20 protein-coding genes and 1 tRNA gene are annotated in these 24,102 nt (G+C 31.8%); 11 read left to right on the forward strand and 10 right to left on the reverse strand.

The features are described from left to right. The first annotated feature begins 115 nt into the window (after nt 1-115). The gene (gene fbaA / locus GQR97_RS02970; protein ID WP_158845112.1) at nt 116-1,183 is read left to right on the forward strand and encodes a class II fructose-bisphosphate aldolase; all 1,068 of its coding nucleotides are present in this window, start codon (nt 116-118) and stop codon (nt 1,181-1,183) included. 289 nt (nt 1,184-1,472) lie between these two features. Continuing rightward, nucleotides 1,473-2,330, forward strand: coding sequence for an acetyl-CoA carboxylase, carboxyltransferase subunit beta (gene accD / locus GQR97_RS02975; protein ID WP_158845115.1), 858 nt, complete (start codon nt 1,473-1,475; stop codon nt 2,328-2,330). Nucleotides 2,331-2,407: 77 nt separating this feature from the next. On the opposite strand, the gene GQR97_RS02980 is transcribed toward accD, so the two are convergent. Next, nucleotides 2,408-3,508 (reverse strand): sensor histidine kinase, encoded by a 1,101-nt coding sequence (locus GQR97_RS02980; protein WP_158845118.1) that lies wholly within the window; start codon nt 3,506-3,508, stop codon nt 2,408-2,410. Between the two features lie 377 nt (nt 3,509-3,885). On the opposite strand from GQR97_RS02980, the gene rpsO reads away from it, so the two are divergent. The 5 genes from rpsO (at nt 3,886) to GQR97_RS03005 (ending at nt 10,337) form a co-directional block, all read left to right on the forward strand. Next, nucleotides 3,886-4,155 (forward strand): 30S ribosomal protein S15, encoded by a 270-nt coding sequence (gene rpsO / locus GQR97_RS02985; RefSeq protein ID WP_158845121.1) that lies wholly within the window; start codon nt 3,886-3,888, stop codon nt 4,153-4,155. 218 nt (nt 4,156-4,373) lie between these two features. Continuing rightward, nucleotides 4,374-6,623, forward strand: a complete 2,250-nt coding sequence (locus GQR97_RS02990; protein ID WP_158845124.1) for a polyribonucleotide nucleotidyltransferase — start codon at nt 4,374-4,376, stop codon at nt 6,621-6,623. Nucleotides 6,624-6,709: 86 nt separating this feature from the next. Beyond that, complete coding sequence (locus tag GQR97_RS02995) at nt 6,710-8,593, forward strand: histidine kinase (protein WP_158845126.1); 1,884 nt, start codon at nt 6,710-6,712, stop codon at nt 8,591-8,593. Nucleotides 8,594-8,614: 21 nt separating this feature from the next. Further along, nucleotides 8,615-9,364 carry a LytR/AlgR family response regulator transcription factor gene (locus GQR97_RS03000; protein ID WP_158845129.1) on the forward strand — a complete coding sequence of 250 codons (750 nt, stop codon included), beginning with the start codon at nt 8,615-8,617 and terminating at the stop codon, nt 9,362-9,364. A 271-nt stretch (nt 9,365-9,635) separates the two neighbouring features. Beyond that, a complete protein-coding gene (locus GQR97_RS03005; RefSeq protein ID WP_158845132.1) occupies nt 9,636-10,337 on the forward strand; it encodes a VWA domain-containing protein in 702 nt (233 codons plus the stop codon). A gap of 117 nt (nt 10,338-10,454) precedes the next feature. Here GQR97_RS03005 and GQR97_RS03010 read toward each other — a convergent pair whose 3' ends face one another. Further along, nucleotides 10,455-12,527 carry a hypothetical protein gene (locus GQR97_RS03010; RefSeq protein WP_158845135.1) on the reverse strand — a complete coding sequence of 691 codons (2,073 nt, stop codon included), beginning with the start codon at nt 12,525-12,527 and terminating at the stop codon, nt 10,455-10,457. Nucleotides 12,528-13,184: 657 nt separating this feature from the next. Between GQR97_RS03010 and GQR97_RS03015 the strand changes: the two genes are divergently transcribed. The 4 genes from GQR97_RS03015 (at nt 13,185) to rpe (ending at nt 15,870) form a co-directional block, all read left to right on the forward strand. Further along, nucleotides 13,185-14,048: an RNA polymerase sigma factor RpoD/SigA gene (locus GQR97_RS03015; RefSeq protein WP_034041378.1), complete on the forward strand. Its 864-nt coding sequence runs from the start codon at nt 13,185-13,187 to the stop codon at nt 14,046-14,048. Between the two features lie 190 nt (nt 14,049-14,238). Continuing rightward, on the forward strand, nt 14,239-14,646 hold the full coding sequence (locus GQR97_RS03020; RefSeq protein WP_158845139.1) for a BLUF domain-containing protein: 408 nt from the start codon (nt 14,239-14,241) through the stop codon (nt 14,644-14,646). A gap of 110 nt (nt 14,647-14,756) precedes the next feature. Next, the gene (locus GQR97_RS03025) at nt 14,757-15,164 is read left to right on the forward strand and encodes a BLUF domain-containing protein (protein WP_158845141.1); all 408 of its coding nucleotides are present in this window, start codon (nt 14,757-14,759) and stop codon (nt 15,162-15,164) included. Between the two features lie 43 nt (nt 15,165-15,207). After that, complete coding sequence (gene rpe, locus GQR97_RS03030) at nt 15,208-15,870, forward strand: ribulose-phosphate 3-epimerase (RefSeq protein WP_158845144.1); 663 nt, start codon at nt 15,208-15,210, stop codon at nt 15,868-15,870. Here rpe and GQR97_RS03035 read toward each other — a convergent pair. The 8 genes from GQR97_RS03035 to murG form a co-directional block, all read right to left on the reverse strand. Beyond that, complete coding sequence (locus tag GQR97_RS03035) at nt 15,867-16,286, reverse strand: HPP family protein (protein WP_158845147.1); 420 nt, start codon at nt 16,284-16,286, stop codon at nt 15,867-15,869. The two genes, rpe and GQR97_RS03035, sit on opposite strands and share 4 nt — an antisense overlap. 543 nt (nt 16,287-16,829) lie before the next feature. Continuing rightward, nucleotides 16,830-16,903, reverse strand: a tRNA-Arg gene (locus GQR97_RS03040). Between the two features lie 27 nt (nt 16,904-16,930). After that, nucleotides 16,931-17,380 carry a GatB/YqeY domain-containing protein gene (locus GQR97_RS03045; RefSeq protein WP_158845150.1) on the reverse strand — a complete coding sequence of 150 codons (450 nt, stop codon included), beginning with the start codon at nt 17,378-17,380 and terminating at the stop codon, nt 16,931-16,933. A gap of 162 nt (nt 17,381-17,542) precedes the next feature. Then, the gene (ftsZ, locus tag GQR97_RS03050; RefSeq protein WP_158845153.1) at nt 17,543-19,549 is read right to left on the reverse strand and encodes a cell division protein FtsZ; all 2,007 of its coding nucleotides are present in this window, start codon (nt 19,547-19,549) and stop codon (nt 17,543-17,545) included. 65 nt (nt 19,550-19,614) lie between these two features. Continuing rightward, a complete protein-coding gene (gene ftsA / locus GQR97_RS03055; protein ID WP_158845156.1) occupies nt 19,615-20,940 on the reverse strand; it encodes a cell division protein FtsA in 1,326 nt (441 codons plus the stop codon). Nucleotides 20,941-20,943: 3 nt separating this feature from the next. After that, complete coding sequence (locus GQR97_RS03060; RefSeq protein WP_262922301.1) at nt 20,944-21,636, reverse strand: cell division protein FtsQ/DivIB; 693 nt, start codon at nt 21,634-21,636, stop codon at nt 20,944-20,946. A gap of 16 nt (nt 21,637-21,652) precedes the next feature. Beyond that, nucleotides 21,653-23,005 carry a UDP-N-acetylmuramate--L-alanine ligase gene (gene murC, locus GQR97_RS03065; RefSeq protein ID WP_158845161.1) on the reverse strand — a complete coding sequence of 451 codons (1,353 nt, stop codon included), beginning with the start codon at nt 23,003-23,005 and terminating at the stop codon, nt 21,653-21,655. Beyond that, on the reverse strand, nt 23,006-24,100 hold the full coding sequence (murG, locus tag GQR97_RS03070) for an undecaprenyldiphospho-muramoylpentapeptide beta-N-acetylglucosaminyltransferase (protein ID WP_158845164.1): 1,095 nt from the start codon (nt 24,098-24,100) through the stop codon (nt 23,006-23,008). It abuts the gene before it with no gap. Between the last annotated feature and the right edge of the window lie 2 nt (nt 24,101-24,102).

The raw sequence follows: 24,102 nt of genomic DNA on the forward strand, positions 1-24,102 counted from the left end.
ATTTCACTATAACGTTTTAGTATAACTTTAGTATTTTCAACATAATAAATCGCAGTTTTTTATTTAAAAATTGATTACTTTTGGTAACTAGTAATTATTAATCAATAAATTAAAAATGGGACACAATATAAAACCAGGTGTAGCTACAGGCCTAGAAGTACAAGCAATTTTTAATCACGCTAAAGAAAACGGATATGCTTTACCAGCAGTAAACGTTATTGGATCGGACACTATTAATGGTGTTTTAGAAACTGCAGCAGATTTAAATGCTCCAGTAATTATTCAATTTTCTAATGGTGGTGCGCAATTTAATGCAGGAAAAGGTTTAAGTAACGAAGGTCAAAAAGCAGCTATCGCAGGTGGTGTTGCAGGCGCAAAACATGTACATACTTTAGCCGAAGCTTACGGTGTTCCAGTAATTTTACATACCGATCACTGTGCTAAAAAATTATTACCTTGGATTGATGGTTTATTAGATGCAAGTGAAGTACACTTTAAAGAAACAGGAAAACCATTATTCAGTTCTCACATGATTGATCTTTCAGAAGAACCAATCGAAGAAAATATCGCAATTTGTAAAACATACTTAGAAAGAATGTCTAAAATGGGCATGACTTTAGAAATAGAGTTAGGTATTACAGGTGGTGAAGAAGATGGTGTAGATAATTCTGATGTTGATGATTCTAAATTATACACACAACCAGAAGAAGTAGCTTATGCTTACGAAGAATTAAGCAAAGTAAGTCCACAATTTACTATTGCAGCAGCTTTTGGAAATGTACACGGTGTTTACAAACCAGGAAACGTTAAATTAACTCCGAAAATTTTAAGAAATTCTCAAGAATTCATCACAAAAAAATATGGTGTTGAAGAAAACCATATCGATTTTGTATTCCACGGTGGATCTGGTTCTACAGTCGAAGAAATTAGAGAAGGAATTAGCTACGGTGTAATTAAAATGAACATCGATACAGATTTACAATACGCTTTCATGGAAGGTATTAGAAATTACATGGGTGGAAAATCTGAATATTTAAAAGCACAAATTGGAAATCCTGATGGATCTGATTCTCCAAACAAAAAATATTACGACCCAAGAGTTTGGTTACGTGAAGGTGAAAAAACTTTTATTGCACGTTTAAAGAAAGCTTTTGAAGATTTAAACAACGTAAATACTCTATAATTATAGGTTATTTTTTAACATACATTAAGGCTCTGCATTTAGCGGAGCCTTTTTTTATGTATTATACTCTAAATCAAATAATTAAAAGGTAAAAGTCAATAAAATCACTTAGGCGTTACCACAAAATTAAAAAAAGGTTTAATTTTGCCGTCAGGCTTTCCGCTGTATCTTTTTATTTTTACTTAAAATTGCTTTGCATTTCAATTAAAAACAAAAAGGATGCCGCATCAATCCTTAACGCAGTTAACGGCTTAATATTAAAGCTTTAAACTTTAAAACACACATTACTATGTCTTGGTTTAAAAGAAAAACAAAAGGTATTACTACAACTACGGAAGAGAAAAAAGACACTCCAAAAGGACTTTGGTACAAATCTCCAACAGGTAAAATTGTAGATGCCGAAGAATTAGAAAAAAACTTTTACGTAAGTCCAGAAGATGGATACCACGTTAGAATAGGAAGTAAAGAATATTTCGAAATCCTTTTTGATGATAATAAATTTAAAGAACTAGATAAAAATCTAGATTCTAAAGATCCTTTAAAATTCGAGGATACTAAAAAATACCCAGAACGTTTAAAAGCTGCTCAAGATAAAACAAAACTAAAAGACGCTGTGCGTTGTGCTGTTGGTAAATCTAAAGGAAAAGACATTGTAATAGCCTGTATGGACTTCGCTTTTATTGGCGGATCTATGGGTAGTGTTGTTGGAGAAAAAATTGCACGTGCTGCAGATTACTCTTTAAAAAATAAATTACCATTAATGGTTATTTCGAAATCTGGAGGAGCTAGAATGATGGAAGCCGCATTATCTTTAATGCAATTAGCCAAAACATCTGTTAAGCTTGCACAGTTAGCCGATGCTGGAATACCATATATTTCTTTATGTACAGATCCTACAACAGGAGGAACAACGGCATCATTCGCCATGTTAGGAGATATTAATATAGCAGAGCCTGGAGCTTTAATTGGTTTTGCTGGCCCTAGAATTGTGAGAGATACCACTGGAAAAGAATTACCAGAAGGATTTCAAACTTCAGAATTTTTACTAGAACACGGTTTCTTAGATTTTATAACACTAAGAAAAGATTTAAAAAACAGAGTTAATCAATATGTTGATTTAATAACAAATCAACCTTTAAGAGCATAAATAAAAAAGCGAGCCAAATGGCTCGCTTTTTTATTATAGACTAAAACCTTATATTCTCTTTAAATTTAAAAAACGCCTTATACAGCTTTCCTAAGGGATACTGAGAACTCCGTTCCTTTACCCAATTCACTTTTCACATCAATTCTTCCTCCTAACGATTCTATATGGTTTTTAGTTATAAATAAACCAACACCTCTCGCATCTTTATGCTTATGGAATGTTTTATACATTTTAAAAATATCGTCTCCATGAGTCTTCATATCGATACCTAAACCATTATCCTTAAAAGTTATTACAACAAAAGCCTCACTTACTTCACTAAATAAAAACACTTCCGCTAACCTATCACTAGCTCTATACTTTAAAGCATTTGTTAAAAAATTTAAAATTATACTATCCAAAAAAGCCGGTATAGCCATAACCTCATGTTTAGGATTTACATTATTGGCTATCTTACATTTTATATTTTTTGCTAAACCACTAACATTATAGATTGCTTTACTGCAATACTCGTGAAGGTTTAAAGGCTTCACTTCCTCCTTATTCATTGATTTTATTTTAGCTACTTCACTTAAGTGAGATACCGTATCATTTAAGTTTTTTATAGATTCCTTTAAATACTCGAAATTCTCACTTTTACAGGCTGTAGATGTAGCTTCTTCCTCTGCAATAAAACCAACTAATGTTTCTAAATTAGAAGAATGCGTTCTTAAATTATGTGTAACGATATCGGCAAAGTTTGATAATCTATTATTTTGTTCTTTACTTAAATCTAGTAAAATTTTCAACTCTTCTTGATCAGATTTTTGTTGAGAAACATCATGTATTTCAGAGATAAAATACTCAGGATTCCCATTATCATCTCTTACCAGCGACACAGAAAGCCGCACCCAAACAATAGAGCCGTTTTGATGAAAATAACGCTTCTCTATAGTATAATTAGAAATATCGCCACGAAGTAAAGCACGCATAGCTCCTAAATCTTTATAGAGATCGTCTTTATGCGTAATATCTTGAAAGGTTTTTTCATAGAGTTCTTCCTTTGAATACCCTAAATATTTCACGATACTATCATTAACTTTAATCCATTCGCCACGCATACCCACAATGGCAAGACCGCCCATGGCATAATTAAAAATGTTCTCAAATAATTTATGTCGTGAAAAACTAATAGCCATACAATGCAAGTTAATTTATACAAGGATAAAAGTTAAATGTTTTTTTTTAATTAAATCATAAAAACGAGGAAAAATACTATAAAATGCCGACAAATTACCTTTCATCTATTATTTGCCATTTAAATAGCTAATTATAAGAACTATAAAAGCTTAAACAGCTCGTTTATTATCTAAAAAACATCAAAATCTAAAACTTAAAAAATGAGCAGACATTAAAACTAAAATATATAGAGACGAAACACTACATAAACAAAATTCATCAATCTAACAGTAATTCTTTTATTGTTACCTTATTTTATTTCTAAAAATCACTATATTTGCACGCTTGAAAGAAAAACTTTCGAGTTTACATAACAATCATTTACAATAATATTAGAATGTACTTATCAAAAGAAGAAAAACAAACCATGTTTGCAAAACATGGTAATGACAAAAACGATACAGGTTCTGCAGAAGGGCAAATCGCTTTATTTACACAAAGAATTGAGCACTTAACGCAACACTTAAAAAAGAACCGTAAAGATTATAATACTGAGCGTTCTTTAGTTATGTTAGTAGGTAAAAGAAGAAGCTTACTTGATTACTTAATTAAGAAAGATATCTTAAGATATCGTGCTATAGTAAAAGAATTAGGATTAAGAAAATAATCTCAATACAAAAACCACGCTTTTCAGCGTGGTTTTTTATTATATATTAACTCAATTTGAACGAGTATAACTTTCAAATTAGAAGAAGCTAGATCCCAAAATGAGTTTGGGACAAAAGGTTTTTCATTGGTCGCACACAACAACTACACACAACAACACAACGACCATTGTTTAACATAATTTGAGTATATTTATGCTTGAATTACAAGAAAAAATTTATGATTCCAAAAGTTTTTAAGGAGGTTATTGACCTTGGGGACGGTAGAGAAATCTCTATTGAAACCGGAAAATTAGCAAAACAGGCCCATGGTTCTGTTGTTGTTCAATCAGGAAAATGTATGTTATTATGTACAGTTGTTTCCAATTACAAACAAGCAGATGTTGACTTTTTACCTTTAACGGTAGATTACAGAGAAAAATTTGCTGCTGCTGGACGTTACCCAGGTGGTTTCTTTAAAAGAGAAGCAAGACCTAGTGATGGTGAAGTTTTAACTATGCGTTTAGTAGATCGTGTTTTACGTCCGTTATTCCCAAAAGATTATCACGCAGAAACACAAGTGATGATTCAATTAATGTCTCATGACGATGATGTTATGCCAGAAGCTATGGCTGGTTTAGCGGCGAGTGCTGCTATTCAATTATCAGATTTCCCATTTGAATGTGCTATCTCTGAAGCAAGAGTTGGTCGTGTTAATGGTGAATTTGTAATTAACCCAACACGTGCTCAATTAGCAGAATCTGATCTTGAAATGATGATTGGAGCTTCTGCCGATTCTGTAATGATGGTTGAAGGTGAAATGGATGAGATTTCTGAGGAAGAGATGGCAGATGCTATCAAATTTGCTCACGAAGCGATTAAAGTTCAAATTGCTGCACAATTACGTTTAGCTGAGGCTTTTGGTAAAAAAGAAACTCGTGAATACGCTACTGCAGAAGTTAACGAAGAATTACAAAAAAGAATACACGATTTAGCTTACGATAAATGCTACGCTATTGCTAAGAAGGGAACTTCTAAAGTAGAACGTACTAATGCATTTGCTGAAGTTAAAGAAGAAGTTAAAGCTTCTTTTACTGAAGAAGAAATGGCTGAATTTGGCCACCTTGTTGGAGGATACTACAGTAAAGCTGAAAAAGAAGCGGTTCGTGAATTAACGTTAAGCGAAGGTTTACGTTTAGACGGAAGAAAGACTGATGAAATTAGACCAATCTGGTGTGAGGTAGATTACTTACCATCTACACACGGTTCTTCTATTTTTACACGTGGAGAAACGCAAGCTTTAGCAACAGTAACTTTAGGAACATCTAGAGATGCTAACAAAATAGATATGCCATCTTACGAAGGTGAGGAGAATTTCTATTTACATTATAACTTCCCTCCTTTTTGTACAGGTGAAGCTAGACCATTAAGAGGAACATCTCGTAGAGAAGTTGGTCATGGTAACTTAGCGCAACGTGCATTAAAAGGAATGATTCCTGCAGATTGTCCTTACACTGTACGTGTAGTATCAGAAGTATTAGAATCTAACGGTTCGTCTTCTATGGCAACAGTTTGTGCTGGTACAATGGCTATGATGGATGCTGGTGTTAAAATGACAAGACCTGTTTCTGGTATTGCTATGGGATTAATTTCTGATGGTGATCGTTATGCTGTATTATCTGATATTTTAGGTGATGAAGATCACTTAGGAGATATGGATTTTAAAGTAACTGGTACTACTGAAGGTATTACTGCTTGCCAAATGGATATTAAAATTAAAGGATTAAGCTACGAGATTTTAGTGAATGCACTAAAACAAGCTCGTGCAGGTCGTTTACATATCTTAGGTAAAATTACTGATACAATTGCAGCTCCTGCAGAAAGTGTTAAAGATCATGCGCCTACAATGGTAACGCGTAGAGTTCCTAACGAATTTATTGGTGCATTAATTGGACCAGGAGGAAAAGTAATTCAAGAAATGCAAAAAGAAACTGAGACTACTATCGTTATTAACGAAGATCCAGTGACTGAAGAAGGTATTGTTGAAATATTAGGAGTTGGTAGTAAAGGTATTGATGCTGTTATGGCAAAAATAGATTCTTTATTATTTAAACCAACCGTTGGTAACGTTTACGAAGTAAAAGTTATTAAAATGCTTGATTTTGGAGCCGTTGTAGAATATATGGATGCGCCAGGAAACGAGGTTTTATTACACGTAAGTGAATTAGCTTGGGAACGTACTGAAAACGTATCTGATGTTGTTAACATGGGTGATATTTTTGATGTGAAGTATTTTGGACAAGATCCAAGAACACGCAAAGAAAAAGTATCTCGTAAAGCAATTTTACCAAAACCAGAAGGTTATGTTGCAAGACCACCAAGAGATGACAAACGTTCTGGTGGACGTGATAACAGAGGTGCTCGTGACAATAGAGGTCGTGATAACCGTCGTGACGATAGAAAACCAAGAGAAGATAAAAAAGAAGATTAATTTTTAATTTTTCTCAAAATAAAAAAAGCTCAATAATTAATTTTATTGGGCTTTTTCTATATTGCATCAAGTTTATAAACCCTAATATGCTCACTCACTATATTAAACAAAAAAGGCATTATTCTATTAATGCAACGTTATGTTACGTTATTATCTTTTTCACAATAGTATTTAATCCTTCAACCATAAATGCTCAAGAAAAGACTAACAAATATCAACAGATAGAAACCCTTTTATTAAAATCTAAAAAATTAGCCCAAACAAATATTGATAGTTCACTTTCTTATGCAGAAAAAGCTGTAAAAGAATCAAAATTGATAAGTAATGATACACTACTAGCAAAATCTCACTTACAACAGAGCAGTCTTTTCATTTTCAAAAAAGAGTTTTCTAAATCAGATTCCTTACTCCAAGAAAATCTTACACGAAATTTACCTAAACACATTAAAGGACTCACACTGCATAACCTAGCAACAATACAGTACTATAAACAAGATTTCCCTAAAGCTCTCTCTCTTTATTTAGAAGCTGCAGAAATTCTTGAACAAACAAAAAAAACAAAACAACTCGTTAGTACTTATTCTAATATTGGCGCTATTAATGCTTCATTAAAAAACTATAAAAATGCACAAACTTACTTAGAAAGAGCTCTTGCCTTAAGTGATTTTAACGAAGTAATAAAACTTCAAATTTTAGTTAACCTATGTAACATTTACTATAGCCAAAAACTTTTTGAAAAATATACACAAAGTATTTTTAAAGCAGAAAAACTCGCTATAAAGTACAACTCCAAAAATACATTATCTACAATATATACCAATTTAGCCATATATTTCACAAATGAAGGGGCAGATTATAACCGAGCTATTATTTATGGAAAAAAAGCAATTTCATTAAAAAAAGAACTCAACAGCACTAACACAATCAACGTTACTTACAATAATGTAGGCAATGCTTATCTTAAAAAAAAGGAATACACCAAAGCTATAAATTTTCTAGATAGCGCAAGTCTTGATGCTCAAGGCCTTTTAAAATCATATATATTCAACAACCTGAAAGAATCTTACTTAGGATTAAAACAATATAAAACAGCTTTACATTATGCCGATTTAAAAGATAAAATTAAGGATTCCATTACCAATGAGCAACAAAAAGAAAGTGTAGCAGAATTAACCGAAAAATATGAATCGGAGAAAAAAGAGCAACGTATTCATATTCTAGATACAAAAAACAAACTTCAAGCACTTACAATAAGGCAACAAAATTATTTACTTGTAGCCTTGATATTTTTTGTTTTACTAATTGCTGTTTTAGGTTATTTCGGATTCAAAAATTATAAAATGCAGCAACAATTAGATAAAGTATTATTGCAACAAAAATTGATAAAAACTCAATTGAATCCACATTTCCTATTCAATGCTTTACAAAGTATTCAAAATTTCATATACCAAAATGACAAGGAGAAATCCAGCAGTTATCTTACTAGTTATTCCAAATTAATACGATTGGTTTTAGAAAAATCTGATGATGATTTTATCACTGTTGAAGATGATAAAACTGCTCTAGAATCTTATCTTACTCTACAACTACTTAATTACAATAATAAGTTTTCATTCACAATAAACGTTGAAGACTCTATAGATGAAGATTTTGATATGCTACCAACATTAATTACCCAACCTTTTGTGGAAAATGCCATATTACATGGACTAAAAGAGAATGTTAACGGTATTATTAGTATAAAATATTATAAGCATGACACCATTTTATATGTATCCATAACCGATAACGGTAAAGGTTTTGAAGTTAGAAAAGAAGATTCTAATCGATTACATAAATCTATGAGTATGGCAATTATAAAAGAACAATTAAAAAACCTTAATAAAACATCAAAACATTTTAAAGGCGATATTGCGATTAGTACAACACTTAAAGGCACCCAAGTTCTTTTAAGTTTTACAACCGCATAAATATATTATCTTTGCCCTACTATGAACGCTATATCTTGTTTTATTGTAGAAGACGATCCTCAAGCATTTTCCTATGCTTCGTCCATTATAAAAAGCTATAAAAATATAAATATAGCTGGGAACTCCAACACTATTAAAGAAGCCGCAAATCTAATAAAGAAACTAAAACCCGACTTTATAATTTTAGATGTTTTTCTTATTGATGGTAATGCTTTCGAATTTCTTCATTTATTTGATACCATTGATTTTAAAATTATTTTTACCACCTCTTATGCCAAGTTTGCTATAGATGCTTTTAAGTTTAGCGCTATAGATTATCTATTGAAACCTTATAAGGAAAAAGAATTAATTTCGGCTATAAATAAAGTTATAAATGATATTAGTAAAACAAACTACCAGTCGCAGTTAAACACATTAATGCATAATATTTCTCATAAAGATGAATCTAAAAAATTAGTTCTAAAAAATGCAGATGCTATTCATGTTGTAGATATAAAAGATATTTTATACGCAAAATCAGATAATAATTACACCTCTTTTTTATTAACAAATGGTAAAAGCATATTAGTTTCTAAACCCCTTAAATCATTTGATGAGAAACTAAAAAATTATAATTTTTTCCGTGTACATCAAAGTTTTTTAATTAACTTAAACTATATCACTTCATTTAACAAACGTAATGAAGAAGTTATTCTAAACGGTAATCATTCTATTCCTGTAGCTCAAAGCAGAAAAAAGAATTTACTTACTTATATTGATGAATTATTCTAAACGCATTAGCTAGAATTCTCTTCAATAAGGCTCTATTTCTAGATGCTTCACGTTAAATTCTCATTTGTAGAAATATTCATCTTTAAAAGATTTAACTTTACTTCTAGAAAATAAGAACACCATTATATCAATACTATCCATTACACTATTGCTTTCCTGCAAAAAAGATATAAATAACCCAAAACAATAAACTGACTGAATACGTTTCGACCTAAAAGATAATTAGGGAAAGACATATTTCTAAACACTAATAAAAAAAATTATAATCAAAATGAAAAAAACTTTAACAGTATTTACTCTAATTACTATTTGCACGCTATTTCAATCGTGTTATGTTATGAAAAAATCTGATGATTTTTACAAAATTGAAACATCAAACCTTAACACCCTTTACCTTATTGATGTTTCTGGTAGCATGGAAGGCATAGACGAAGGCTCCGTAAAAGACCAAGTTATGAGAGAAGTTGGAGACACAGCAGGCAATCAGGTAAGTAAAATTATTGGTGGAAAAGTAGGGAGCCTTCTTGGCAAACAAGTCTCTAAAGAAGCGACTAAACTAGGTGCTGTAAAACGTAAATTAATACCTGCAATAAAAGGCCTGCCTGACGGTAAAAAATTCATTGTATTTACTTTTAGTAATGAGGTTACAAAACAGTCTACAGAATTTAGGATCGCCGACAATATGTCGAGAACCTCTTCAAATATTTTTGTAAAAAACCTAAAAGCCAAAGGAGGCACAGATACTTTAAAAGGCCTTCTAGAAGCTTTATCTATGAATGATGTACAAGAAATAGTATTAATGAGTGATGGTCTACCAAATAGTGGCCCTGAAGCTGTACTTGAAGAAATACGCAAAGTAAACACAAACAATGTAATAATTCACACTATTGCCTTTGGAGAAGATGCCGATTTAGATTTTATGAGAACGTTAGCTCAAGAAAACAACGGAACATTTATTACTTCAAAAATATAAATAGTTAGAATGAGAGAAATTAAATAACTATTTTTTAATTTTCTAAAAAACATAAAAAGCCCAGTAATTTACATTTACTGGGCTTTTTTTATGAGACAGATATAAAGACAATCTTATCTAATTCAATAATTCAGGATTATTAAGAATCAATTCTATCTTTTTAATAATTACTGTAATTTGATTCATTTGCAATTCTATATTTCTAAAGTAAAGACTAATATCCCTATTTACCCAACTTTCTGAAATTACTCTTGCTCCTAAACTAATTCTTAATATAGCACTTTCAATATCATTACTATACTTTACATTAACTGCTTGTCCTATATGACATTTTTGACCAGCCAGCCTAATAATTTCTAAAGGTGAACCTTGAAATTGATCAGATAAATCAGAATTCAATAATGTATAAACCTTTTTTACTTGGTCTATGGATAATGCTTTATTGTTTCTAAGAATAAAGAAAGGATAAATAGTACGGATATTTCTTATTCCAAACTCTTTACTATTATAACTATTAGTTTTTGTTTCATCACTATAAGTTGGCTCTAAAAATGAAGCTTCCTTTATTGATTCATCAACAAAATCACAAAACATTTCAATACCCATATTTCTATAAAGAATTGGTGTTTTAAAATACCTATCCATTTCAACAATGGCAGCATTCCAACGCATGTAAGAACCGTAATTATATCCACTAGATAAATCATTTGAACAGCACCATGAAGTTGGCCAATCGGAATGATGGTAATATTCAGTTAACCCCTTTGGTAACGTATCCTTTAAAGAATCTATTACTTTACTAACGTTTTTAGGCAGAATTAATGCACCAGAATATGGAGGGCCAGTAAAGTATTTACTTCCTGTTATAGTTACAATATATCCTTTGCTTAAATAATTTTTTATATCTGTAGGGTCTAACCTAAGTTGGGCCGCATCTACAATAACTTGCATTGATAAATTATCAAATGTATTTAATCTTTGAATAAGTTCGTCACTAGGAGATTGATAGCCCAATTTTGATTGATCCATGGTATGCAATACCACATGCCTTCCCAATTCATTGGTTTTAGAAATTGCATTAAAAACTTCTTCATCTAATTGACTAGACGATTTTAACACTCCTTTTTCATCTCTAAAAGGAACTTTAATTAAATCAATATCTCTAAAGCCTTCAATTCTATCACCTTTTTTAACAGGATGATTTAAAGCTGTTGTGTTTTCAAAATGACATCCTTTTAATGCGGCAGGTACACCGCTACCCGTTTCATCAGAAGCGACTAAAACATGTGTAATATCTTTATTCGAAATAATTTGAGTTATGGCCGCTATTTGAAGTGCCGAATCGGTACCTGATGGGGAAAAAATTATTTGACATTCGTCATTTAATTTAAATATTTTTTTAAGGTTGTTTTTTAGTAACTCAGAAAACTCAATAGTGGCATTTCTAAAACCATTTTTCAAGCTATTTCTTATTAATATACTTCTAACTTTATCGGTTTTATCAAATGCAAAATTAGAAACACTTGAAGCCGTAGATGAAGCAAAAGTAAATGCATCAGGCCTAGGAAACGGACGACAACCATATTTATTTAATAAATTAATTTCGTCTATATTCAATCTTAGATCACCACCGTCCATTAATAAATATTCCGTTGGTTTTGCAAGATTTTCAATAATAGGTATCCAAGAATCCTTAAAAACTTTGTTGGTATTATTTAAACCATGAAAAGCTTGCAGTTCGTCATACTTCAATAACGATTCAGTATTTAATTCTTCATCACTTTTAATTAAATTAATTAAAAATGAATCAAGAGATTCTAATTTTTCCTTATCATCTTTTGGCAATAATTTATAAAATATCCTAGTTACTTTAAGTGCTGCTATATCGCATAAAACAGTATCATGCTTTTCGCTACCCAAAGCTTTATACCAAAGCTGCCATTCAATACCATATCTTAAATAAACTAAAGCTAAAACAGGTTTTTTTAAAAATGATGTTCCAATTATAATAGATTTGTTAGGTACAATTTTAAATGCATTAGGCTCACTTGTAGAGGTAATAATGTTTATGTTATTTATCTTTGGTACCGTATTAAATCTTTTTAAAACGTGAACCAGATAATTCACATTTTCTTTTTCAAATAAACTAGTTCTTTTATACTGATCTTCAATAAGTACATTATTTTTCATTGGTATTCTAATTTAAAATATTTATCAGAACAAGGTTTTCAAACAGAAATATATTATTGATTACCTAGCACTCCAAATTTAATATTTATTCTATTATTAAAGTTTAAAAAGCCCGTATCCAATTGAGACTTTTAAGTGATTTGGTGGCAAATATTGCGTATTCAATATTATCTTGGATAATATTAAACTATTACCATGTAACTATTTATTTTATACAACTGATAAAACATCGTAATATATGAAAATCTCATCAAATTTATTAACACTTTCTTAAATTTTGAAAAAAACCAGACCGCACCTAAATCCTTGTGAATCAACAAAATGAAATAACCCATATAGATCACTCTTCAATGAAGTATGAATTACCTCATTAAATTTACATCTATATGTTTAAATTACATTTATTTTCAGACCTAAAAACACATAAGATGACATCTAAATTATAAACTTAAATTAATTTTAATCTTGAGCTATAATATTTAACAAAAATACATTCCACCAACTAATTTAAGAAGCTAAAATGTGACTTTTTATTCCTTTTCGAGTCTATATAATATAGGTATTAAAAAATAGTTTGTTTTTTTTGTAACATTTATTGCTATATAAACGTATAACTATTGAATACCTTAACAGAGAACCTAAACAACATACTTTATAATGAGACAACTTAAAATTACCAAGCAGGTTACCAATAGAGAGACCGCATCGCTGGATAAATATCTTCAAGAAATTGGAAAGGTTGATTTAATTACTGCAGACGAAGAAGTTGAATTAGCACAACGTATTAAAGCGGGAGATCAAATCGCTTTAGAAAAGTTAACAAAAGCTAATTTACGTTTCGTAGTATCGGTTGCTAAACAATACCAAAACCAAGGTCTTACATTACCAGATTTAATTAATGAAGGTAATTTAGGTTTAATTAAAGCTGCACAACGTTTTGATGAAACACGTGGTTTTAAATTTATTTCTTATGCTGTTTGGTGGATTCGTCAATCTATTCTTCAAGCATTAGCAGAACAATCTCGTATTGTGCGTTTACCATTGAATAAAATTGGTTCGATTAACAAAATTAATAAAACATTTGCCTTTTTAGAGCAAAGCCATGAGCGTCCTCCTTCTGCTGAAGAAATTGCAAAAGAATTGGATATGACGATTAATGATGTTAAGGAGTCGATGAAAAACTCTGGACGTCACGTAAGTATGGATGCTCCCTTAGTTGAAGGAGAAGATTCTAACTTATACGATGTATTAAATTCAGGTGAATCTCCAAATCCAGATCGTGAATTATTACACGAATCATTACGTACAGAAATTGAACGTGCTTTAGAAACATTAACACCTCGTGAGGCTGATGTTATTCGTTTATACTTTGGTTTAGGAAACCAACACCCAATGACTTTAGAGGAAATAGGTGAAACTTTCGACCTTACACGAGAACGTGTGCGCCAAATTAAAGAAAAAGCTATTCGTAGATTAAAACATACGTCTAGAAGTAAAATACTTAAAACATATTTAGGTTAGTAAAATCATTTTTTTACGACTAAATAATGACTACAAACAGTTACAAAAATAACTGTTCGTTTTTTGATTGATGAAAGAACCCGCGGCTGATTACCGCGGGTTTATTTTTTTATGTATTTGAGATTTTCTTATTTCATACTATTTTTTTTATACTTTAGCAAAACCACTATAAAGTTTAACCAACTCAACTATGAAAACCATTTGCTATATAAGTCATTCTGTAGAACATAAATCCCAAGAAAAACTAAAAACATTATATAATAAAGCTAAAATAAACAATTCAAAGCAAGGTATAACAGGTATTCTTATATACAAAAATCAAACCTTTTTACAAGTTCTTGAAGGCGAAAAAAACACTGTTAATGAGGTTTTTGAAAGAATTAAAATCGACCCAAGGCACCAGCACGTTCTTAAAGTAGTAGACACTTCGATTGAAGAAATTATTTTTCAAGATTATCATTTTGGCTTTACAATAGTAGATAACAAGCAAGCAATAAAAAACCTTCATAACTATTTAGAATGGCTTCGTGGAGCAGAAAACAAGCTCGCAAATCAAATTATTGTTATGGTTGAAAACTTTATTAACGTTTCTCAATAACTAAAAGACAGAATATTTAACTACAGAATTACCATCTTTATAAACAAAAGATTAATCTGTCAAAACCCGTCTCTTTATATTTACAAAATTTATATTACTATATTTGGTAAATGCTAAAAACCATTTGCTATAAAAGTAAGATAAAATCAACTCTAAATATTTTAGAACTCGAAGCCTTATTCAATGAAACCCAAAACAAAAATGACACCGAAAACATTACGGGAGTTTTAGTAAAAAAAGAAAATACTTTTTTTCAAATAACTGAAGGCCAATCTACTGCCGTAGATAAAGTTTATCTAAAAATCAAAAAAGATTCGAGACATACAAATATTATCGAAATATTAAACAATCCCATTTCTCAATTAAGCTTTAATGCCTTCGGTACCAATTATATGGTTATTGAAGATATTAATGCACTTTACGGTTTACAAAAATACATTACAAACTTAGAGCAAAACAATTTTGAAAACAGTAGTCTCTTTTTAAAAATTATTGAAGACCTATTAACTACCAACTAATAAAAAACATTAGATTTGCGGAAACAACGCAAAATCAAATAAAATGTCTTCTAAATTAATTGCACCTTCCATGCTTGCTGCCGATTTCGGCAACTTACAACGTGATACAGAAATGGTTAATAACAGTGAAGCCGATTGGTTTCATATTGATGTAATGGATGGTCACTTTGTACCAAACATCTCTTATGGTATGCCTGTTATTGCTGCTATTAAAAAGCATGCTACAAAACCTTTAGATGTGCATTTAATGATTGAAAAACCAGAACGTTATATTGAAGAATTCGCAAAAGTTGGAGCAGATATTATTACTGTTCATCATGAATCTACAGTACACCTACACCGCACACTTACTCAAATAGAAGATGCAGGCTGTAAAGCAGGCGTGGTTTTAAACCTTACAACACCTGTTTCTGTTTTAGAAGATATTCTACCTAAGTGCTATATGGTTTTACTTATGTCAATAAATCCAGGTTTTGGTGGCCAAAAGTTTGAGGACATGACTTACAACAGAGTAAAAAAGCTTCGAAAAATGATTAACGAACAAGGTTTAAATACACGAATTGAAATTGATGGTGGTGTTACCGATAAAAATATCAAACAACTAGTTGAAGCTGGCGCAGATGTTTTTGTTGCTGGAAGTCACGTATTTAAAAGTGAAAACCAAATAGAAACAATAAAACAATTGAAAGCTTTAGCTAATTCTTAACATTCTTTAATAAAATAGTTTAATAAATCCCTAGTTGTAATAATACCTAGTAACACTCCATCCTTTTCAACTGGTAAAGAATGAAACCCTTTACTAGCCAAAATTAAAGCTACATCTTTAATTGATGTTTCTGGAGTTACTGTAACTACATTTTTCTCCATAACCTGCTCTATAGTAAAGTTATTAGGCACTACACTATCTAAGCTGTAATTATTATCTGCAATAGCTTTAGGGATGCTAATACGCATTAAATCGGTATAACTAATCATACCAATAATACTCTCTCCTTCAACCACGGGTATATGTTTAATTCTATGTCTATTAAAAAGCATTTCTGCTCTTTTTAAATCATCTTCTCTAGTTAAACCTATAATTGTTTTAGTCATTATAGTAGATATAGGTGTGTTTGCTTTCATCTTTCTTTTTTTATTACAAGCGTAAATCTATTGAAGAAAGATAACTTATTCTATGACAAATATCACTAAAGAAATTATTCAGAATTCTTTATTCGAAAAATGACATAAAATAACGCATAGAATTTTCACTACTAGTATTTATAAAAAAGAGGCTAAATTACACTTTGCCCACAAAACTCGTTTAAAGACACAACCTATTACTTTTTAATATTGATAAGACCTAGCTGTTTCTTTTTTTGTGTTTAGATTCATTAACAAAAATTAAAATCACACAAATAACAAAAACTACAGTAGCACATAGAAATAAACGAAATCTTGTAGATTCTAAACTTAAATCAACAAAGTCAAAGCTTAGAATATTTAAAAGCATCGCAATTATAAGCACTATTTTAGATAAATTTCTTTTAATCATATTTTTATAAATTTTTCCTTAGAAAGATATAAATAATTCTGAAATAGCTAATTGTCTTCTCTTATAGATAATTTCATTGGTAAAAAAAAATGTGAAACGTTTTAAACAAACATTTCACACTTTTATATTTGTGACCGCGAAGGGATTCGAACCCCCAACCATCAGAGCCGAAATCTGATATTCTATCCAGTTGAACTACGCAGCCATTTTTCCGCCTAAGCGATATTGTTTATTAAATTAATTTTTGTTTTACTATAGAAGAAATAGTTTTACCATCGGCTTGTCCTGCAAGTTCTTTGCTAACCATTCCCATAACTTTACCCATATCTTTCATACCGTCTGCTCCTGTTTGTTCTATAACAGCAACAACTACCTTTTCAATTTCCTCATCGGATAACGCTTCTGGTAAAAACTGAGAAATAACCTCTGCCTCTGCTAGTTCCGGAGTAGCCAAATCTTCTCTACCTTGCTCTAAATAAATAGCAGCACTATCTTTACGTTGCTTTACTTGTTTCTGAAGTATTTTAAGCTCTTGATCTTCGTTTAACTCTTCTTTAGCTCCACTTTCTGTTTGAGCTAACAAAATAGCCGATTTTACAGCACGCAAAGCCGTAAGTGCCGTTTGATCTTTAGATTTCATTGCACTTTTAAGCGCAGTCATTATTTCTTCTTGAAGAGCCATTTTTCAATTTATTTAGTATGCGAAGATAAAAAAAACTTAGTATTAAATTACTCGAATCAATGATTAGTTTCGGTAGTAAATTTTAAAAAAACCATAAAAAAACCCAAAAAGTATTGTTTACTTTTCGGGCTTATTATTTAGATAAATTTACTAGTTATATCATTAATCTACATTATCATGTAAAAATGAATTATTACTTCTCACTTGTAAATCATCATTATCATCTAAACCAATGCTTGTTCTAGAAAAATCGTTATCTGATGAGTGTTTAGAATCCTCTAAATTAACACCTTGACGTTTGTATGCTGGCACTTTTTCTATATCATCAATTTTTGCATTATTGAATTTATAGTTGAAATCCTTCATTTTACGACGGCGTTCTGCTGCACGTTCTTTCAATAATTCTGAAATTGGCGTGTTCATCGGGTCAATCTCTTCCTCTACAACATCTTTCTTAACAGGTTCTTCTTTCCTAACCACTTTTCTTTCGAAAACAATATCTTCTCCTATTTCATCAATAATCTGTTTAGCAGAAGTTTGTTTTCTAATTAACGCCGCTTCTACTTCCGAGAAATCATCTAAAGAATACCTAACATCTCCGTTTGCATTCGGTTTAACTTCTGGAATAACCTCTACATGGTCGTTAACAGCAATATCCTTAATATCCTCATCGTCTAGACTGAAAGTAACTTTCTTCTCGATAACTTCTTCTTTTCTCTCTTCCTTTTTAGTCTCACGGCTAATTGGCAAATCGAAGGTTAAGGTTATTTGTTTTTCTTCTTCAAAGTCTTCGGCAATTACTTCAACTTCACGACTATTTTCAAATTCGTCTATTTGTTTATTTACAGAGTTAATAATAAAATCATCTTCATCTTCTACATTCACACGAACTTCATCATAAACGACTTTCATGTTTCTTAAAATCTCCGAGGTAGGAATTAAATCAATATTTTGTGGCGGCGATGATAATTTATCCTTTCTTATCACGCTTTTTTCCAAAAAAGTGAATTCCTCCTCTTCATCTAAATCCAACGTATGTTTTACTACTTTCGGCTCTTCCTTTTTTTCAACAACAACTGGCGGCACAATAACCTCAGATTTAACTTCTTTAGCTTCTATCTCTTTTTCCTCACTTAAAGAATGAATTACTTTTTTAGTTTCAGTATTAGAAATTTCGTCTTGTTGTTCAATATTAAAACCAGTTGCTATTATAGTTACAGCAATAGATTCATCTAAAGATTCATCTTCACCTACACCCATAATAATGTTGGCGCCGTGGCCAGCTTCATTTTGAATGTGGTCGTTAATTTCTCCTATTTCGTCTATAGTAATTTCTTGAGCTCCAGAAACGATTAAAAGCAGTACGTTTTTAGCACCTGTAATTTTATTATCGTTTAATAATGGTGAATCTAATGCTTTACGAATAGCATCTTGCGCACGGTTTTGACCAGACGCTAATGCAGAACCCATAATAGCTGTTCCACTATTACTTAATACGGTTTTAGCATCACGTAAATCAATATTTTGTGTATAGTGATGTGTAATAACTTCGGCTATACCACGAGCAGCGGTAGATAGTACTTCGTCTGCTTTCGAGAACCCGGCTTTAAAACCAAGATTTCCGTAAACCTCACGAAGCTTATTGTTGTTAATTACAATTAATGAATCGACCATACCTCGCAATTTCTCAATACCTTTTTGAGATTGTTCGATACGCATTTTTCCTTCAAACTGAAAAGGCATAGTAACAATGCCTACAGTTAAAATATCCATGTCTTTGGCCATTTTAGCAATAATAGGGGCTGCACCAGTACCAGTACCACCACCCATTCCGGCAGTAATAAATACCATTTTAGTGTTTGAATCTAACATTTGAGAGATATCCTCAAAACTTTCTACTGCCGATTGTTCTCCGATATCAGGATTTGCTCCTGCACCAAGACCTTCGGTTAAGTTTAGACCTAATTGTATTTTGTTTGGAACACCACTGTTTTGCAAGGCTTGTGCATCGGTATTACATACGTAAAAGTCGACACCTTTTATACCTTGTTGGAACATGTGATTGATAGCGTTACTACCGCCACCACCAACGCCAATAACTTTAATAACATTTGATTGATTTTTAGGTAAATCAAATGCAATGTTTTCGAATTCTTTGTTGCTGCTCATAACTCTGTTTTACTGGGGTTTTGTACTAAATATTTTTTATTCAATGGATTTCTTTATCAATATTTTTATTCTGCGTTATCTAAAAAATCTTTAACGCGTTCGGTTAATTTATCGAGAAAAGAACGTCTTTCTCTAACCGGTTCTACTTTAATTTCTTCAGCAGGGCTGTCTTCTATTTCTACTTCTTCTTCTATAACTTCTTCTTCAACCTGTTGCTCTATTTTTTTGCGTTCTTGACGTTTTAACCCGTCTAACACTAAACCAACTGCAGTTGCAAAAAGCGGACTTGTAACATCCTCGTTACTATCGCCTGCCAAATGTTCGTTAGGGTAACCAATTCGGGTATCCATACCAGTTATGTATTCTACCAATTGCTTTAAGTGCTTTAACTGGCTTCCTCCACCTGTTAAAACAATACCCGCAATAAGGTTTTTCTTTTGTTCTTCGTGACCGTAATTTTTAATTTCAACGTACACTTGTTCTATAATTTCCACAACACGTGCATGAATAATTTTTGAGAGATTTTTTAATGTTATTTCTTTTGGTTCACGACCTCGTAAACCTGGAATAGAAACAATTTCGTTGTCTTTGTTTTCGCCTGGCCATGCTGAACCAAACTTTATTTTTAATAATTCGGCTTGTTTCTCAATAATAGAACAGCCTTCCTTTATATCTTCTGTAATTACATTTCCTCCGAAAGGAATAACTGCGGTATGACGAATAATACCATCTCTAAAAATGGCTAAATCCGTTGTACCTCCACCTATATCAATTAACGCGACACCGGCTTCTTTTTCCTCTTGGCTTAAAACTGCATTAGCTGATGCTAAAGGTTCTAACGTGATACCTTCTAAATTTAAATCGGCGCTTTGTATACAACGTCCAACATTTCGAATAGATGATACTTGACCAACTACCACATGGAAATTTGCTTCTAAACGGCCACCATACATTCCTATAGGCTCTTTTATTTCAGCTTGACCATCAACTTTATATTCTTGTGGTAATACATGAATAATTTCTTCCCCTGGAAGCATTACTAGTTTATGCACTTGGTTTATTAATCGATCTATATCATCTTCATCAATGACAAGTTCCGAATTTGATCGCGTTATATAATCGCTATGCTGTAAACTTCGAATATGCTGTCCCGCAATACCTACCGTAACACCATCAATTTTCATTTCGGCTGCTGCTTCTGCTTCTTGAACTGCTTGCTGAATGGATTGAATAGTTTGTGTAATATTATTTACTACACCACGGTGCACACCTAAACTTTTAGACTTTCCTATGCCTAAAATTTCAAGTTTGCCGTATTCATTTTTACGACCAATCATAGCCACAATTTTTGTGGTCCCTATATCTAATCCTACTGATATGTTATGCTCCATGGCTTATATTTTGGTACATACTACTTGGTTATCGAATTGCAAATTTACTTTGCTATAATTATCTAGCGTCTTTTCTTTGATGTTTTTTTGATAAAATGCTTTCAAATTATTTATTTTTTTGTCTATTAATTCTAAATCACCTAATTGCACTAAAAACTTACACTGTCTTAATTTTAAAAATAACACATTATTAGCACTTTGGTGAATTTCAATGACATTCGTTTTTAAAAAATGATCATCTTTAATTTTTGTTGCAATTTTAAATATGTTTTCTAAGTTATTTTTCTCAACAAAACCAGTAACAAGTGGCACTCTTGCCGAATAATTAGTTGACAACGGCATATAAAAACCGCGATCGTCAATATAATAAGAGGCATTTGTATTAACTCGTGCTATTGGTGTTTTTTGTTCTATTTCGGCGTTAAGCGTACCATTTACTGCTATATAAACTTCCGCACTTTCAATCATTGGATTAGATTTGAGAGTATTTTCCAACTTATTCAAATCTAAAGTTTCTTTAGCAACGTTTCTAACACTACCGTAATTTTGTATTAACAATTTACTAACAGTCTCATTAGTAATAAATAAGTTATCCTCTCCAATAAATTTCACAGCGGGATCTGTTACAAACCTCGTGTTATTTCTTCCTGATGCAAAAGCAAATAGAAAAACTACCAAACCGAGCAAACCGATCATCTTTATGTAATTCCAATTAACTTTCACAACTCAACGTTTTTTTTATATATTTTACTTGTTCGCCAATATCACCTGCACCAATAGTAAGTATCACATCAGCATTACTTTTTTTAATTTCTGAAAGCATTTCGGCTTTATTCACCAACTGCTTATTTTCAATTGTAACCTTATCCAATAACCATTCCGATGTTACGCCTTCAATAGGTAATTCTCTAGCAGGATAAATATCCAATAACATTAACTCATCAAACTGCGATAAGCTTTTTGCAAAATCAGCAATAAAATCTTTTGTTCTGCTGAATAAATGTGGCTGAAAAATAGCCAATACTTTCTTATTTGGATACATTTCACGAACCGCTTGATGTACAGCATTAATTTCCTCTGGATGATGTGCATAATCATCAATATACACCAAGGCATCCGTTTTAATTTGATAAGTAAATCTGCGTTTAACACCTTTGTAAGATGCTAATGCCTTGGCGAGCTGTTGGTACGGGCAACCATATTCTACAGCCATCGCCAAAGCCAATAATGCATTCGACAAATTATGTCTACCTGGCAGGTTAAACTCCAAATTTTCTAGCACTGTTATTGGTGTTTTTACATCAAAAACATAAGTGCCATTTATAATTTTTATATTTTGAACAGTATAATCAGAATCATCTTCAATACCGTAAGTTATTCCCTTTAATGGTAATCCGTTTTTTATAAACAACTTACCGTTTGGTTTTATTCGTTTTGAAAAATCTTCAAAAGTTTTTTTTAATTCTGAAGCATCTCCATAAATATCCAAATGATCGGCATCCATTGACGTGATTCCAGCAAAATCTGGAGACAATGTCATAAACGAACGATCGAACTCATCAGCCTCTACAACTGAAACCTCTGCCCCTTGTAAAATTAAATTTGAATTATAATTTTCACTTATACCTCCTAAAAAGGCAGTAAGTGGTACATTACATTCATGCATTAAATGTCCAAGGATACTTGTTGTTGTCGTTTTTCCATGGGTTCCTGCAACAGCTAAACACACCGTGTTTTCCGTAATTAATCCTAAAATCTCAGAACGCTTTAAAACCTTAAAATCATTTTTTCTAAAGTAATTTAATTCTAAATGTCCTTTAGGAACCGCTGGTGTATAAACCACCAATGTATTTTCTGAATTTAAAAAAACCGAATCAATCTGTTTTATATCATCATCAAAATGAACTTGCACACCCAATTCCACCAAACTATCAGTAATTGCCGTTTGGGTTTTATCATAACCTGCCACAAGCTTATTATTCGCATTAAAATAGCGTGCTATAGCACTCATGCCGATACCGCCAATGCCAATAAAATAGATATTATGTATGCTGTTTAAATTCATTTATCTCTTTAGAAGCTTTTCAACTTCATTTACTATATCTTTCGTAGCATTTACCAATGCTAATTGTTTAATATTTTTTCCTAATTCTGCTTGACGACCTGGCGCTGCAATAAGTTGCGAGAACTTATTTTGAAAATCGGCATCCAAATCTTCCTCATTTATAATCATGGCGGCATCTTTATCTACGACAGCCATAGCGTTTTTGGTCTGATGGTCTTCAGCAACATTTGGCGATGGAATAAAAATCACCGGTTTTCCAACGATACAAAGCTCGGATACAGAACTCGCTCCCGCTCTCGAAATCACCACATCTGCAGCAGCATAGGCCAAATCCATGTTGTTTAAAAACTCATGAACCTGCACATTTTTGGTGTTTCCATAAATTTTATATTGTTGATAATATAATTTCCCGCATTGCCAAATAATTTGAACATTCTGCGTATCCAGAAAATCTAATTTCTTCTCAATTAATTGATTTATTCGTCGAGCCCCTAAACTTCCTCCAATAACCAAAAGCGTAACTTTTCCTTTTTTTAAATCGAAGTACTCTATTCCCGCTTCTCTTTTTGTATCAATGTCCAATAAACCTTGACGCACTGGGTTACCCGTTTTTATAATTTTTTCTACTGGAAAAAATCGTTCTAGATTATCATAAGCCACACATATTTTTTTAGCCTTTTTAGATAAAAATTTATTAGTGATTCCTGGGTATGAATTTTGCTCCTGAATTAAAGTTGGCACACCTTTAAAGTTTGCAACTTGCAATAACGGCCCGCTCGCAAATCCACCGGTACCAATGGCAATATCCGGCTTAAAAGATCTTACAATTCCATTCGCTTTCCACAAACTACTGATTAACTTAAATGGAAACATTAAATTTTTAAAGGTTAGCTTACGCTGAATACCCGAAATCCAAAGTCCTTTTATATCATAACCTGCTTGAGGCACTTTTTCCATTTCCATACGATCACTTGCGCCAACAAACAAAAACTCAGCATCAGGAAAACGTAGCTTTAACTCGTTCGCAATAGCGATAGCCGGATAAATATGTCCGCCTGTTCCGCCTCCCGATAATATAATTTTATATGGTTTCATAC

The organism is Algibacter sp. L1A34, assembly GCF_009796805.1.
Taxonomy (GTDB): Bacteria; Bacteroidota; Bacteroidia; order Flavobacteriales; family Flavobacteriaceae; genus Algibacter.